We start from the raw sequence: 14,235 nt of genomic DNA, 5'->3' as shown, positions 1-14,235 counted from the left end.
CGGCAGCATACTTTAAAGTTTAAATCCCAAAATAGAGAGCCCCACCGCTACGCGGTGGGGCTTTTGCTTTCTATCTAAAACATCGTGCAAATTAACGCCCTTTACTGACCACCAAACCTCAATATTCATTAACTTTAAAAATAAAAGCCATGAAATCATTGTTCTACATATTGGTTGCGCTATTAGTACTTAGTCCTGCTCGTGCGCAACAGGATTTCTCTGCCGTAACCGAATGGCTTAACGCTCATGCTGAAGACATGGGCGGGCGGGTAATACTGGTAATCCATAAAAACAACAAAACCATATACAGCTACTCGGTAAGCCACATGACACGAAGGCAAAAGGCGGTAACAAAAATCGTTGCCCGCAGGCAGGAACAGGATGCAGATACCGGCAATTACACTACAGCTACCCGACAGCCCATAGCCAGCTGTAGTAAGTGGCTAAGCGCAGCACTGGTTATGACTTTTGTAGACGAAAGCACCCTGAAGCTTACTGATACCGTAGGCAAATTTCTGCCCATACTCAGCAAAAGCGGAAAGGGTGGTATTACTATTAGCCAGTGCCTGTCGCACACTACCGGCATTAAAGCTCCGGAACTGAAAGAAAACATCAAGCAAATGAAAACGTACAAGAATATGGACGATGCGATAGCCGCCATAGCTCAACTCCCAATGGAGGGTAAGCCGGGCATGGTTTTTCATTACAGTAATACCGGCCTGCAAATAGCAGGTGCTGTACTGGAAAAAATAAGCGGCAAAAGTTTTGAAACGTTATTTGCTGAGCGCATCGCACAACCTTTAGAGATGAAGGATACCGATTTTGGCAAAGGCGCAGTAGCACTGCCCGCCGGTGGCGCTTTCAGTACACCCAATGATTATCTAAATTTCCTGGGAATGATACTAAACAAAGGACTGTTTAATGGCCGACGCATACTAACAGAGAAAAGCATCGCCGAAATGCAGGTAAACCGCCTTACTGCGGATGTTACCATAGCCCACTCCCCTGCCCAGGCAAAAGGGTTAGGATATGGGTATGGCGAATGGGTATATGGCGGTGCAGGTGGGCCATCTACCGCAGTTAGCAGTCCGGGGCTTTTTGGCAGTTACCCGTGGGTAGACAATTATTGGCACTATGGTGCTTTTTTAATGGCAGTAAACTTAAAGAGTGACGGCAGACAGGAACTTTATACTGAATTAAAAGAATTAGTGGATAAAGCTATGGGGAAGTAATCCACAGTGATCAACAACATATTGAAATTAAATAATAATGTCAAGAGAAATAAATTTTTGCCTTTTGTCAAATGTAAATGATGATAATTGGACAAATGTTACAACAATTCGATTTAGCCAGTACTATATTCTAATGTATTATGCCTCACTGATAAGTGAAATTGAGGGTCTGAAACTAATGAATGCTTCATTAACAGAGGAAAGTTATAATAATGAAAATGGACTACCTGTAAAAGACACAGATAACAACATGGCATTTTTACGCCCCTAATCAGCTGCAGGATGTCATTAATTTTCTAAACAACCAAGTACTGCCAGCACTTCAGAATGAACAAGAAGAAACAGACCTTGTTATGGATATTTATGGCGGCATCGACAACTTTATTGATCGTTGGTATTCAGGTGCTGCATATTTAAAGAATTTTAATGTTTTTGAAGATGAAATAGAATCAGAATTTTCGGGGTATGTGCCAAATATAATAGATACTGCCGTAACAGTCAGGGACTTTTTCAAGAGTTCAATAAATCAAAATGAAAGCTATGAAATTTTAGTTGAATAAGTATAGTTACTCAGTAATCATTGTCAAACCATAAGATCGCCGCGCTCCATTCCTCCGCTCGCGATGACAGGTCGGACGGGATGCGTTCAACCCGAATGAAGCTCCCAAATAAACGCATCAACAAATCACCACATCGACAAAATAAAACCTACATTCCCGTCCTTATCGCCTCTACAGGATCAAGCCTTGAAGCCGATATGGCAGGCATGATACCCGATACCAGTCCTATAATTATAGACAGCGACGTACCCAGCATGATGTTGAAGAAACTGAGTACAAACTCAAAGTCAAGCATTTTTGTAGCGGCAGCAGCAATACCCCACACCATAAGAATACCCACGAGCCCACCGATAAGTGAAAGAATAACCGACTCAAATAAAAACTGCATCAGGATAAAACGGTTCTTGGCCCCTAAAGACTTTTGGATACCAATGATGCTGGTACGTTCTTTAACCGAAACAAACATGATGTTTGCAATACCAAAACCACCCACAAGTATCGAGAAACCTGCAATAATCCAGCCTACTACTTTAAGCATGCCTATAATCTGGTCGATAAGATCTGTAAATGCCGAAAGGATATCTACCATAAAATTATCGTCCTGCCCGGCTTTTATACCACGCATACCCCGCAGCTTTTGTATTACTTCTGCCTTAGCTTCCTGTGCATCGGCACCGGGCTGTGGTTTTATGATTATAATGGGCGTCATAAAATCGTTGTGGTCGCCATACATATTGCGCAATACATTTACGGGGATAATCACGGCAGTGTCATTACTCTGCCCCATCATGCCACTACCCTGCTTTTCGAGCACGCCAATAACGGTAAAGCGCTTGCCATACATTTTTATCTTTTTTTCGATCGGATTATCATCCCCAAAAAGTGTTTTCGCTATTTCATACCCAAGCACTACAACCGGAGCACCACTGTTAGATTCTGCTTCGTTATAAAACCTGCCGCCTGCTATTTTTAGCGCCTGGATATCTGCAAACTCATACGATACTGGCACAACATTTACACCCGTAGCCGATTTATCTTCATAACGCACAGTTTCGCTCTTGGTAAATATCTGGAACGCCATATACTGTGCCAGCTGCACATTATCTTTTAAATACTGGTATTCATTAAAGGTAACATCCGGAAAGTTATCCATTTTCCAGCGGGGTATGCTTGATGGCCCAAAGCTAAAGCGCTTAAGGTACATGGTGTTCTTGTCTACACTGCTCAGGTCTTTCTTTATTTTTTGCTCCATAGAGTCGATAGCCGCAAGCACGGCAATAATAGAAAAGATACCTATGGTAACGCCCAGGAGCGAAAGGAGCGTGCGCAGCTTATTATTAATAAGCGCGTTCATGGCAAACGAAAAGCTTTCGCCCAGCAGGGACAGATATAACCTCATGTTAATAATGTATTGGTATGCGTAAAATTCAGCATTTTTTTATAACCATGAAAACCATATAGATATTTTTTTCAGGATAATCAAAAATTAGCAGTTTTGTATGTTGAATGTTAGCGGTACAAATATTACTTTTGCAACCTTAATAAACACACAACAAAACTAACGATAAATGAGCACTCTAAAAACGATTTCTTTTGCCCTGATTTCGGTATTTGACAAAGACGGCCTGGAGCCTATTGTAAAAAAACTGCACGAGCATAACGTAACGTTATATTCTACCGGCGGTACCGAAACTTTTATTAAAGAACTGGGCATACCTGTGGTGGCTGTAGAAGATGTAACTTCTTACCCGTCAATACTTGGCGGAAGGGTAAAAACCCTTCACCCAAAAGTTTTTGGAGGCATCCTGAACCGTCAGGATCATGAGGGCGATGTAGCGCAGATGAAAGAATTTGACATCCCGCAAATTGACCTTGTTATCGTAGATCTTTACCCATTTGAAAAAACGGTAGCTTCGGATGCATCTGAAGCAGATATCATTGAGAAAATAGACATTGGCGGTATATCACTTATCCGTGCAGCTGCCAAGAATTTTAAAGATACCGTTATTGTGGCTTCTGTTGAAGACTACAGCCTGTTTCTTGACACCATAACAAACAACAATGGCGCTACTACGCTTGAGGAGCGTAAGCTTTTTGCAACTAAGGCATTTCACGTATCTTCTAACTACGATACTGCCATTTTTAATTATTTTAATACAGACGATACTTTCTTTAAAGCAAGTGTTGCTAACGGGCAGGTATTGCGCTATGGCGAAAACCCACACCAAAAAGGCTTTTTCTTTGGCGATTTCGAAGCTATGTTTACAAAACTTCACGGCAAAGAGCTTTCTTACAACAACCTGCTTGATGTAGATGCAGCCGTAAACCTTATAGGCGAATTTAAGGGCGACAAGCCTACATTTGCTATACTTAAGCACAACAACGCATGTGGCCTGGCATCTCGCGATACTATAAAGGATGCTTACCTTGACGCTCTTGCAGCCGACCCTACTTCTGCTTTTGGCGGTGTACTTATAGCTAATACCAAGATAGACAAGGCAGCAGCTGAAGAAATAAACAAACTTTTCTGCGAAGTAGTTATTGCCCCGGCATATGATGAAGAGGCTACTGCAATACTTCAGGAAAAAAAGAACAGGATTATTTTGATCCAGAATGAGGTGGCACTCCCTGAAAAACAGGTTCGTACATGCCTTAATGGTTTACTGGTACAGGATAAGGATAATGTTACAGACAATAAAGAACACCTTAAGACCGTTACATTAACATCACCTACTGAGCAGGAAATCGACGACCTGCTGTTTGCATCTAAAATTTGCAAGCATACTAAATCAAATACTATAGTTTTTGCTAAAAACGGGCAGCTTATAGCTTCAGGTACCGGACAAACATCTCGTGTTGACGCCCTTACCCACGCTGTAGAAAAAGCACACTCGTTTGGCTTTGATCTTAACGGTGCCGTTATGGCAAGCGACGCTTTCTTTCCGTTCCCGGATTGTGTGGAGCTGGCAAAAAATGCCGGAATCACATCGGTTATCCAGCCGGGCGGGTCTATTAAAGATGAGTTAAGCATCAACTACTGCAATGAAAACGGCGTAAGCATGGTATTTACAGGCACACGTCATTTCAAACATTAATTTTATTACTTTTGTAGGCTTAAACAAACTATATATAAATACCTAATCCGAATAGCAAATATGGGATTTTTTGATTTCATGACCGAGGACATTGCAATAGACCTTGGTACCGCAAATACCCTCATCATCCATAATGACAAAGTTGTTGTAGACAGCCCCTCTATAGTAGCGCGCGACCGTATATCGGGCAAAATAATCGCCGTGGGTAAGGAGGCAAACATGATGCAGGGAAAAACGCATGAAAACATCAAGACCATACGTCCGCTTAAGGATGGGGTTATTGCCGATTTTGATGCTTCTGAAAAAATGCTTACGATGTTCATCAAAAGCATTCCTGCACTTAAAAAGAAACTTTTTCAGCCAGCACTGCGTCTTGTTATCTGTATTCCATCAGGTATTACAGAAGTAGAGATGCGTGCCGTAAAAGAATCTGCAGAGCGTGTAAACGGTAAAGAAGTATATCTTATCCATGAGCCTATGGCTGCTGCTATAGGTATTGGTATCGACATTATGCAGCCTAAGGGTAACATGATCGTAGATATAGGTGGTGGTACTACAGAGATTGCTGTAATAGCACTTGGCGGTATTGTATGCGACAAGTCGGTTAAAATTGCCGGTGACGTATTTACTAACGACATTGTTTATTATATGCGTACACAGCACAACCTTTTTGTGGGTGAGGGTACAGCAGAAAAAATAAAAATATCTATAGGCGCAGCACTCGAAGACCTTGAGAGCCCTCCGGAAGATCTTTCTGTACAGGGACGTGACCTTTTAACGGGTAAGCCTAAACAGGTAGAAGTTTCGTACCGCGAAATTGCCAAGGCGCTGGACAAATCAATACAGCGTATAGAAGATGCGGTTATGGAAACCCTGAGCCAGACACCTCCGGAACTTGCTGCCGATATATACAACACAGGTATTTACCTGGCCGGTGGCGGTAGTATGCTAAGGGGGCTTGACAAGAGAATTTCTCAAAAAACAGACCTACCCGTGTACATTGCCGAAGACCCGCTTAGAGCCGTAGTAAGAGGTACGGGAATGGCACTTAAAAACATACCAAAATACAGGAGCATCCTTATAAAATAAAGACTAGCAAATGCAGCAAATAATAAACTTTTTATTTAAAAACAGTATTAACTTACTGTTTTTGCTGCTTTTAGGCATTTCGTTAACCTTTACCATACAAAGCCACTCCTACCACAGGAGCTTATCAGTTTCCAGCGCAAATGCGGTTACAGGCTATGTATATGAAAAGATTAACGATGTAGAGCAATACTTTAGCCTGCGCGGCCAGAACGAAAAACTGAACCATGAAAACGCAGAACTAAAAAGGTTGCTATACAACACTCAGGACACGGCAAATAAACCGCCGATGCAGCTGCCTGAAAATATGCCCGGCAATTATAAGGTTATAGAAGCTAAGGTTATCTCTAACTCATACAGCACCCAGGAAAATTACCTTACCATAAATGCAGGTGCCGAAGATGGCGTGCACGAAGATATGGGCGTAGTAAGCAACCTTGGGGTTATTGGCTATATAGAAAAAAAGTCAAAACACTACGCTACTGTTATTACCATACTTAACCGTAAGTTTAAGATGGGCGCCAAGATTAAAAAGAACGACCACTTTGGTACACTTACCTGGAACGGGCAAAACACAGGTTTCGCACAGCTGATAGATGTACCGCGCATTGCGGCCTTTAGCAAAGGCGATACCATTGTAACAGGTAACGAGTCTACTATTTTCCCCGAAAACATTCCGGTAGGTACTATTGATAAAGTATACCGCGACAAGGTTACACAAAACTTTACTCTGGATGTCAGGTTATTTAATGATATGACAAGCCTTGGATACATCTATATAATAGAAAACAAGCACAAAGACGAAATTAAAGTATTGCAGGAGGCCACAAAACCTACAGAGGATAAACGATGAACACTACCGTAATTATAAACATACTGCGTTTTATTGCGCTGCTTGCTGTGCAGGTGGTGGTGTTTAACCGTCTGGATCTTTTTGGGTACATAAACCCCTACCCCTACATTTTATTTATCATCCTGTTTCCGGTAAACGGTAATAAGGCAGTACTGTTGCTTTCGGCATTTTTCCTGGGCTTGCTACAGGATATGTTTTGCAACACGGGTGGGCCACATGCCGTAGCCTGTGTAACACTTGCCTTTTTAAGGCCAACGTTCTTCAGGTTCGCATTTGGTGTAAGTTACGAATACCAAACCATTAAGATAAACGACCGTATGTCGCCAGAACGGCTAATCTTCATACTGCTTTCGGTTGTTACGCACCATCTTATTCTATATCTGCTTGAAGTGTTCCGCTTTAGCCTGATATTAGATGCACTGGTACGCACACTGTTTACTACTATTTTTACGTTGATTATCTGTATCATTACCATCTACCTCATTAAGCCAGCAAAACAATGAGAAAAATCTTATTGCCCATATTAATTGTTGCCGGGACGCTACTTATAATAGCGCGGCTTTTTTATTTGCAGATATTAGACGACTCTTATATTAAGAAGAGCGACAACAACGCCATCAAAATAAAATACCAGTATCCTGAACGCGGCTATATTTATGACCGTAACGGTAAACTTATGGTAGCAAACCAACCATCTTATGATGTAATGGTTACCCCACGCGAAATGAAGGATGTAGATACTCTTGCATTGTGCCGACTGCTTAATGTAGATACTATTTATTTTAATGAGCGCCTTAAAAAAGCCCGTGTATACAGCCCTGTGTTGCCATCGGTATTTTTGCCTTCGCTTACTAAAAAAGAATTTGCAGCCTTTCAGGAACGCATTCGCCGTTTTAAAGGTTTTGACATTGTAAGGCGTTCACTCCGCGATTACCAGATGCATGCCGGTGCTAATATATTTGGCTACATTGCCCAGGTTAACGATGCTACCATACAAAAGCACCCGTATTACAAAAGTGGCGACCTTATAGGCAAACAAGGCGTAGAGGAAATGTATGAAGAAGTGCTTCGTGGCACAAAAGGTGTAAAATATGTACAAAAAGACCGTTTTAACCGTGAGATAGGCTCTTTTAAAGAGGGTATCTATGACACACTTGCTGTGCAGGGTAAAGACATTACACTTACCATAGATGCCGAACTACAAAAGTATGGTGAGGCACTAATGTTTGAAAAACGCGGTGGTATTGTGGCGCTTGAGCCTAAAACAGGTGAGATACTTGCTTTGGTTACTGCACCAAGCTACGACCCATCACTACTCGTAGGCCGAGAGCGCTCTAAAAACTACAGGCTGCTTGAACAGGATTCATTAGGCATACCTCTATTTGACCGTGGGCTACTGGCAGAATACCCTCCAGGATCACCATTTAAGATACTTACCGGGCTAATTGGCCTTCAGGAAGAAGTTATAGACCCTACTACCACATTTATGTGCCACCACGGCTTTAGCTATGGACGCGGTGCGTTTATGAAATGTCACGGCTTTGGCCCACACCAGCTAAACAATGGTATTTACAACTCCTGTAACTCTTACTTTGGCAATGTATATATGCTTACTATAGATAAATATACCAAGCCGGAATATGGTGTAGATGCCTGGAGCAGCCACCTTAAGAGTTTTGGCTTAGGCAACTTTATGGGTTATGACCTTCCTCCCGGAAGAAAAGGACTCGTGCCTGACTCTAAATATTACAAGCACTTTTACCCGAATGGCGGCTGGAGAGGATCTACCATCATATCTAACTCAATAGGCCAGGGTGAAATAAAAATGACGCCTATGCAACTGGCTAACATGATGGCAACTGTTGCTAACCGTGGTTATTACTATACGCCTCATGTTATTAAAAACATTAAAGGCCAGGAAATAGACAAGAAATTCAGGGAGCGCCATCAGACAACTATCGAAAAACAACACTTTGAACCGGTTGTAAACGGCCTTTTTGATGTGTATAATTTTGGTACAGCAAAAAGCCTGCGTGTTGAAGGTATTGAAATATGTGGTAAGACCGGTACGGCAGAAAACTTTACTAAAATAAATGGTGTACGCACACAGCTTACCGACCACTCTATATTTGTAGCTTTTGCCCCGCGCGAAAACCCCAAAATTGCCATTGCTGTTTTTGTAGAGAACGGTTACTGGGGTGCCCGTTGGGCTGGGCCTATTGCCAGCCTTATGATCGAAAAATACCTTAAAGGCGAAGCACTTACACAAAAGGCACGTGAAGAATGGATAATGACCAAGGGCCTTAAAGAAGAATATGCAAAAGTAACCAGCGGACAGCCTTTCAAGATTAATCAGGGACGATGAAGAACCAAAAAGTAACCAATAATATCGACTGGATATCTATACTCCTGTATACCGTTTTGGTTATTATGGGCTGGCTAACTATATATTCTGCTTCGCTGCCTAACCAGGATATCAGCATCTTTGATCTCGGGCAGGTATCGGGTAAGCAATTCCTTTTTATCGTTACCAGTATACCTCTTATTATTGTAATACTTACCCTCGACGCCAAGATATACGATAAGTATGCGATGATTTTCTATGCCTTGGGATTACTGTTACTTGCAGGATTATTTGTTTTAGGTAAAACCATTAAAGGGCAAACCAACTGGTATTCTTTTGGCGGCTTTAGTATGCAGCCTTCAGAATTTGCCAAAATAGCTACATCACTCGTTATCTCTAAATACCTGAGTGATGTACAGATAAACTTAAAAATTTTTAAACACCAGCTTATAGCATTTGGTATAATTGCGTTGCCTGTAGGCCTCATTATGATGCAGCCCGATGCCGGTAGTGCCCTGATATTCTTTTCGCTTATGCTGGCACTTTATCGCGAAGGTTTACCAGGCTGGTACCTTGCCACAGGAGCCATTGCTGCAGCTTTGTTTATATTAGCATTACTTATACAGCCCGTAGCACTTATTGCATTTGCCGCAATTATTATGATTGCCGCTTATTTTATGACACGTCGCGCTTTTAGGAATCCTATACTGTACGCCATTATTTTTGTGGGAATAACAGCCTTTGTATTCTCTGTAGATTATGTATTTACTAATGTGCTGGAATCGCACCAGAAAGACCGTATCAACGTGCTTTTTGGTAAAGATGTAAATATGCAGGCTGAAGGCTATAACCTTAACCAGGCACAAATAGCCATTGGTTCGGGTGGATGGCTGGGTAAAGGCTATCTTGAAGGCACACAAACTAAAGGCGGCTTTGTGCCTGAACAGCATACCGACTATATTTTTACAACCGTGGGTGAAGAATGGGGTTTTGCAGGATCTGTAACCGTAATATGCCTGTTTGTTGGATTATTACTCCGCATCATCTATCGCGCTGAACGGCAAAAGTCTAAATTTAGCCGTACGTATGGCTATTGTGTGGCCTCTATTCTGTTTATGCACTTTTTATTAAACATTACCATGCTTATACGCCTGTTTCCTACTGTTGGGGTACCACTGCCGTTTTTCAGCTACGGAGGTTCGAGTTTATGGGCATTTACGCTCATGTTATTCATTTTTATCAAAATGGATGCTAACCAGGTAAATGAGTGGTAGGTTTTTAGGGTTATTTGGTAATGCGTGGATTTGGTAATTCGGAAACACCTAAATTGTGTATTTACCTTAATTTCAATAAAATCACTTCACTTCAATCAGATTGACAAATGCTACTGTGTTGCCGACGACTGCGCGCATCTCATGAGATTTCTCAACTTCGCTACGCTGCGTTCGAAATGGAAAACACTATTATATTATTACCGATAGAGAGAATATTTAAACACATAGAAACATAGTTTCATCGACTGAAAGGAAAAAAGAATTCATAGAAATAAATTTTCCACATAGGCTATATGAAACGGAGCTTATATATTGTCTTTAGGATTTTGAATTAGCTATGTATATATGCTAAAAAAGCATATATACACTTCATACCGCAATTTGTAAAACTACTCTCCCTTTACATCAAGCGCATCCCTTAAGGCATTACCTGCCATCATAAAGGCTAGTACCAGTAAAAGCATAGCGAGCCCGGGAGCCATGGCAAGCCATGGTTTACCCAAAATAATATAATTGTAATGGTCTTTTATCATGCCGCCCCAACTTGGTATGGGTGGCTGTGCGCCAAGACCAAGAAAGCTCAGGCCGCTTTCTACTAATATGGCCGAAGCAAAATTAGCCGCCGAAATTACAATAACCGGTGCCATACTGTTTGGTAATATATGATGAAAGATAATTCGTTCGTTGCCATAGCCTAATGCTCTTGCGGCAGTTACATACTGCATTTGCTTAATGCCCATTACCTGACCACGCACCACACGCGCCACCTCAACCCACATGGTAAGCCCTACAGCTACAAATACCTGCCAGAAACCTTTACCAAGTGCCAATGTTATAGCAATGACCAACAGCAACGTAGGGATGCTCCAGATGATGTTTACCAGCCACATTACAAAAGCATCCACCTTACCTCCGTAATACCCGGCAATGGCACCAAAAAAGATGCCCACTACAAGTGAGATAAATACGGCCACAAAACCTATAGCTATTGATACCCTGCTACCTATAATGAGACGGCTCAAAAGATCGCGCCCCTGGCTATCGGTACCCAGTATAAATTGGTCTATGGTTATGCACTTTTCAACAAAATTACTCTCCGTTATATCTTCACCCAAGGTGCTTAGTGCAATCTTTTTTTTCTGGGCAAGTACAGGATCGTCCTTATACTCTGAGTAAATAAGGCTGTCGCCAGAAATTTCCCAATAAATGATTGGAACTTTATTAGGTGGAATTTTATCGCCAAAAAAGAATTTTGAAAAGCTCCCCTGATCGCTTTCTTTAGTAGGAAAGTGCAGCATATCTGTACCAAACCCTGGTGGTTTGCTGTGTATGGCAAGATCGCCCCAGTTAGCATTCTCAGACTTTTCGGGAGCCAGCGCATAGGCAAACACGGCTACAAGCACCAGCAATGTGATGAATATAAAACTCAAAACGCCCCAAAAGTCCTTCCTGAACTTTTGGAGCGCCAAGCCCGTAAGCGATTTTCCGGTTTTAGCCATTTACGCTTATCGTGTTTTTATTCTTGTTTCTTTTTTAGCTTCGGTAGATGCTGTCTTCCCTCCTTTTGGCTGAAGATCATCCAGCACGTTAAGCGCCTCATTTACATAGGCATCTTTACCAAGGCTTTCATACCAGTCTTTTTTCTTTTCTGCAAGGGCAGGATCGTTTTTAAACTTCTCCTTTTCATACGGAAGTGCGTCAAAAGTAAGATTGCTGTTGTATTTACCCAGTGCCTTGAATTTTTTAGCGGCAACTTCTATTTTAGCAGCATCAGCTTTAAATTTATCAATATTCAGGCTGTAGTTATTGTCATCTTTACGTTCGCTAAGGAATTTAGCATTCTCGTCCATCAGTTTAAACTCAGCACTTTCCGCAATACGTTTTTTACTATTGGCAATAGCTGGAGCAAAGTTATTTTTAAACGGCTTATAAGGAGCCTGCGCTATCTTATCCCAAGGAAGTGCATTATCGCTATCGCGCTCACCTATCTCAATGTAGCTGTATTTATCAGGCATTATGATGTCACTCTTTACACCCTCACGTTGCGTAGATCCACCATTAATGCGGTAAAACTTTTGCGTTGTGGTTTTTAGCGCACCAAGGTTACCAAAAGTGCTGCCACGTACAAAGCGGTTAAGGTCGATGATGTTCTGCACAGTACCCTTACCATAACTTTGCTTACTACCCAATATAAGGCCACGGTTATAATCCTGTATGGCAGCTGCAAAAATTTCTGAAGCCGAAGCAGAGAAGTTATTGATAAGCACTACAAGCGGGCCATCATAATGCACTTTAGGATCGTTATCTGTAAGCACTTCAGGCTTATCAGAAGGCTTACCATCTTCTGCCCGGCTGCGCACCTGTACAACAGGACCTTTTTCTATAAACAAACCTGCAATATCTACAACGGTCTTTAAAGATCCGCCACCGTTATCACGCAGGTCCATTACAATACCATCTACACCCTGTGCCTTTAAGTGGTCAACTTCAGCAGCAACATCTTTAGCAGCATCGCGGTTGTCCTGGTTCTCAAAGTCGATATAAAATTTCGGCAGGTAAATGACGCCGTATGTTTTTCCGCCTTTCTTAACAATGCTTGATTTAGCATATGTTTCTTCGATCTCTACAACCTCACGGGTAATGGCAATAGTTTTTACGCTACCATCTACTTTTTTAACCGTAAGACGCACCTCAGTACCTTTAGGGCCCTTTATTTTTTTTACTACATCATCAAGCCTCATACCGCTAATGTCTACCGGCTGGTCTTTGCCCTGGGCTACTTTCATAATAAGGTCGCCCTGCTCTAATTCTTTACCTCTCCAGGCTGGTCCGCCCGGAATAAGTTCTGATATCTCTACAAAGTCATTTTTCTTTTGAAGCCTTGCACCAATACCTTCAAGCGATCCGCGCATGCTGGTATCAAACTTGTCTTTATCATCTGGGGCAAAGTAGTAGGTATGCGGGTCAAAACGCTCTGCAATAGCATTCATGTAAATGCTAAACCATTCTTCCTGCTTAAGATCGCCTACAAAATCAAAATAATCGTTTAGTGATTTTAAAGTACTTTCACGCGCCTCTTTTTCAAGTTCAGTAAAAGATTTCTTCTCGCCATTAGCTTTTGTTTTGTTTACATCAGCACCCGGTTTTGCCTCAAGCGCCTTTTCATCGCTAAAGCCTTTTTCTTTGTCCTTCAGTTTGTCCTCAGCCGGAGCATCCTGCATTTTTTCTTTATCTGCTACAGAAGAAAGTACGCTAAGCTTTAGCTGTTTCCTCCAACGGTCGCGAAGTTCGGCATCATCTTTAGCAAATGGCATTTTCTCATAGTCGGTATTAAAGCTTTCATCCGCTTTAAAGTCAAATGGCTTAGCCAGGATATCTTTGTAAAAACTATTTGCTTCTTTAATACGCTGTTGCAACCTGCCGTATGTCAGGTAAAAAAAGCTAAGGTCGCGGTTATTTATCTGGTCATCAAGCTGTGTTTCGTATTTAGAAAACTCATTGATATCTGCCTGGGTAAAAAACCTTTTGCTTGGGTCTATGTTTTCTAAATAATCTTTATAAACACCTTTACTAAAAGTATCGTCTATAGCAGCAGGATTATAATGGCCTTTTTCTATAACATAAGTAAGCAACTCAATAAGGAGCTTGTCTTTATCAGGATCGTTCTCTTTTTGCCCGGGTATCATGGTAAACCCAAACAGCGCGCCGGCTAACAGCACAACTAACGCTACAATTTTATAGTTTCTTTTCATAAATTTCAAAAAGGCATTCATTGAATCTTTCGTATAAAT

The 14,235-nt window shown here is 41.7% G+C and carries 11 protein-coding genes; 8 read left to right on the top strand and 3 right to left on the bottom strand.

The window, feature by feature from the left end; all coding sequences use genetic code 11:
* Positions 1–149 precede the first annotated feature (149 nt).
* Positions 150–1,232 carry a serine hydrolase domain-containing protein gene (locus tag DYH63_RS00215; RefSeq protein WP_116786877.1) on the top strand — a complete coding sequence of 361 codons (1,083 nt, stop codon included), beginning with the start codon at positions 150–152 and terminating at the stop codon, positions 1,230–1,232.
* A gap of 353 nt (positions 1,233–1,585) precedes the next feature.
* Positions 1,586–1,792, top strand: a complete 207-nt coding sequence (locus tag DYH63_RS00210; RefSeq protein ID WP_116786876.1) for a hypothetical protein — start codon at positions 1,586–1,588, stop codon at positions 1,790–1,792.
* 148 nt (positions 1,793–1,940) lie between these two features.
* On the opposite strand, the gene DYH63_RS00205 is transcribed toward DYH63_RS00210, so the two are convergent.
* A complete protein-coding gene (locus tag DYH63_RS00205) occupies positions 1,941–3,191 on the bottom strand; it encodes an ABC transporter permease (protein ID WP_116786875.1) in 1,251 nt (416 codons plus the stop codon).
* A gap of 169 nt (positions 3,192–3,360) precedes the next feature.
* Here DYH63_RS00205 and purH point away from each other — a divergent pair, with 169 nt between their 5' ends.
* Genes purH through rodA form a run of 6 tightly spaced genes read left to right on the top strand, consistent with a single transcriptional unit; the run spans position 3,361 to position 10,444 of the window.
* On the top strand, positions 3,361–4,887 hold the full coding sequence (gene purH, locus DYH63_RS00200) for a bifunctional phosphoribosylaminoimidazolecarboxamide formyltransferase/IMP cyclohydrolase (RefSeq protein ID WP_116786874.1): 1,527 nt from the start codon (positions 3,361–3,363) through the stop codon (positions 4,885–4,887).
* 60 nt (positions 4,888–4,947) lie between these two features.
* Positions 4,948–5,976, top strand: coding sequence for a rod shape-determining protein (locus DYH63_RS00195; protein WP_116786873.1), 1,029 nt, complete (start codon positions 4,948–4,950; stop codon positions 5,974–5,976).
* A gap of 10 nt (positions 5,977–5,986) precedes the next feature.
* Positions 5,987–6,826 (top strand): rod shape-determining protein MreC, encoded by an 840-nt coding sequence (mreC, locus tag DYH63_RS00190; protein ID WP_116786872.1) that lies wholly within the window; start codon positions 5,987–5,989, stop codon positions 6,824–6,826.
* Positions 6,823–7,329 carry a rod shape-determining protein MreD gene (locus DYH63_RS00185; protein WP_116786871.1) on the top strand — a complete coding sequence of 169 codons (507 nt, stop codon included), beginning with the start codon at positions 6,823–6,825 and terminating at the stop codon, positions 7,327–7,329. The genes mreC and DYH63_RS00185 overlap by 4 nt, the downstream gene beginning before the upstream one ends.
* On the top strand, positions 7,326–9,191 hold the full coding sequence (gene mrdA / locus DYH63_RS00180; protein ID WP_116786870.1) for a penicillin-binding protein 2: 1,866 nt from the start codon (positions 7,326–7,328) through the stop codon (positions 9,189–9,191). The genes DYH63_RS00185 and mrdA overlap by 4 nt, the downstream gene beginning before the upstream one ends.
* Positions 9,188–10,444, top strand: coding sequence for a rod shape-determining protein RodA (rodA, locus tag DYH63_RS00175; RefSeq protein WP_116786869.1), 1,257 nt, complete (start codon positions 9,188–9,190; stop codon positions 10,442–10,444). Before mrdA ends, rodA begins: the two co-directional genes overlap by 4 nt.
* 389 nt (positions 10,445–10,833) lie before the next feature.
* Here the strand turns inward: rodA and DYH63_RS00170 are convergent, their stop codons facing one another.
* Together DYH63_RS00170 and DYH63_RS00165 are read right to left on the bottom strand one after the other, a co-directional pair.
* Complete coding sequence (locus DYH63_RS00170) at positions 10,834–11,943, bottom strand: ABC transporter permease (protein WP_116786868.1); 1,110 nt, start codon at positions 11,941–11,943, stop codon at positions 10,834–10,836.
* A gap of 6 nt (positions 11,944–11,949) precedes the next feature.
* A complete protein-coding gene (locus DYH63_RS00165) occupies positions 11,950–14,217 on the bottom strand; it encodes a carboxy terminal-processing peptidase (RefSeq protein ID WP_116786867.1) in 2,268 nt (755 codons plus the stop codon).
* Positions 14,218–14,235 lie beyond the last annotated feature (18 nt).

This window comes from Flavobacterium psychrotrophum (genome assembly GCF_003403075.1).
GTDB lineage: Bacteria > Bacteroidota > Bacteroidia > Flavobacteriales > Flavobacteriaceae > Flavobacterium > Flavobacterium psychrotrophum.
This window is presented reverse-complemented; position numbering and strand designations above follow the sequence as displayed.